At 63.2% G+C, this 1642-nt stretch carries 1 protein-coding gene and 2 pseudogenes; 2 read left to right on the top strand and 1 reads right to left on the bottom strand.

What is annotated here, in order from left to right; translation table 11 throughout:
- Positions 1-407 (bottom strand): annotated as a pseudogene (locus EOA75_RS32645) (DNA polymerase IV); the annotation flags it as partial.
- A gap of 65 nt (positions 408-472) precedes the next feature.
- Here EOA75_RS32645 and EOA75_RS32640 point away from each other — a divergent pair.
- Positions 473-1048, top strand: a complete 576-nt coding sequence (locus EOA75_RS32640) for a GNAT family N-acetyltransferase (RefSeq protein WP_095779266.1) — start codon at positions 473-475, stop codon at positions 1046-1048.
- A gap of 101 nt (positions 1049-1149) precedes the next feature.
- Positions 1150-1642: pseudogene (locus EOA75_RS32635) on the top strand (hypothetical protein); the annotation flags it as partial.

The raw sequence follows: 1642 nt of genomic DNA, 5'->3' as shown, positions 1-1642 counted from the left end.
GCCTGCATCAGCGCGCGCACCTCGCGGCCGACACCGACATATTTTTCCATGTTCGGCGCAATCACCACGGCCTCGGGACAGGCCTCGAGCGCCTTGAACATCGGCATCGCCGAGCGCACGCCCTGGATGCGGGCAATGTAGCAGGCAGTGGAGACGACGCCGCGCCTGCCGCCGCCGACGATGAGTGGCTTGCCCTTCAGCGCCGGATTGTCGCGCTTTTCGATGGCGGCATAGAAAGCGTCGCAGTCGATGTGAGCGATGTGCAGCCGGTAGAGTTCCGGATGACGGACAAGGCGCGGGCTGCCGCAGCGCTCGCAACGGCGCGTCTCGCTGCGCTGAGAAGCCAGGCAGTCGCGACAAAAGCCGTGTTCGGGATTGTTGACAGGAGCCGCCATCGCTGCGAACATAAAGAGAACAAACGCAATGGTACGACAGTGCAGGGCCGGCAACAAGCTTGGCCTGGGGAGAACGTATGAGCACGACCATAGTACCGCTGAGTCCTGAGCATTGGACCGATTTCGAGGATCTCTTCGGCAAGCAGGGCGCCTGTTACGGCTGCTGGTGCACGCATTTCCGGCTGACCCCGGCGGAGCGGCGGGCGAGCGACCGCGAGCGCAACAAGGATCACATCAAGGCGCGCATCGAAGCCGGCCCGCCGCCCGGGCTTCTAGCTTTCGAGGACGGCAAGGCCGTCGGCTGGATGCAGGTCGGCCCGCGCGCCGACGTGCCTGAATGGAACAATCAAGGCCGGGGCTCGGCGCCTGTCGATCCCGCGGATGCCCAAGACCCGAACGTCTGGGCGATCTCCTGCTTTTTCATTCGCGCCAAGGCGCGGGGCAGGGGCATCACTCATCGCCTTGTCGACGGCGGCATCGCCTTTGCCCGCGAAAATGGCGCCAGGCTGCTGGAAGCCTGCCCGATCGATCTGTCGCGCGATTCGCGTTCGATCGGGCTGTTCGTCGGCTCGTCGCGCGTGTTCGAGAAGGCCGGGTTCGAGAGGCTTCTGGAGCGCAAGCCCGGCAGGCCGCTGATGCGGCTGGTGCTTTAGCCGCTCGATGATTTGGCTTACAGTCATCGTCTTGCGGCTGTAATGCTTCTTTTCCACCAGAAGACGAAACGATTTGCCTTCCGAGACCGACGGAGACTGACGTGAAGCGTGTTTTGCCACTTGTTTTCATTCTTGCTTTCAGCGCGCCGGCCGTTGCGCAGACCGTCGACAGCCAGGGCGCCAAACAGCTTTCGGACAATCTGGCGCGCTATTTCGGCAAGCAGGCGTTCGAGAAGGGCGTGCTCAAGGTCTCGGTCGAAGGCGACGCCTACAAGATCGCAGTGGACGTCAAGGCCCTGGTCAGCGCCCTGCCGGAGCAGAAGCCGTTCAAGATCGACCTCGCGCCCTATGCCTTGATGGTGAAGCCGCGCAGCGATGGATTCTGGGACGTCACCTCGGATTTTTCCCACACCATGTCCTTCGAATTCAACGGACCCGAAGGCCCGCAAAGCATGCAAGTTTCGGTCAAGGACGGCAAGGGCTCCGCCGTCTACGATCCGAACCTGGCGGCGTTCACCAGCGGCGCCAGCTCGATGGCCGGCATGACGATGACGTCTCGGGAAGCCAAGCAGCAGGCGGACGTCACAGCCGGTG

The organism is Mesorhizobium sp. M1A.F.Ca.IN.022.07.1.1 (assembly GCF_003997575.1).
GTDB lineage: Bacteria > Pseudomonadota > Alphaproteobacteria > Rhizobiales > Rhizobiaceae > Mesorhizobium.
This window is presented reverse-complemented; position numbering and strand designations above follow the sequence as displayed.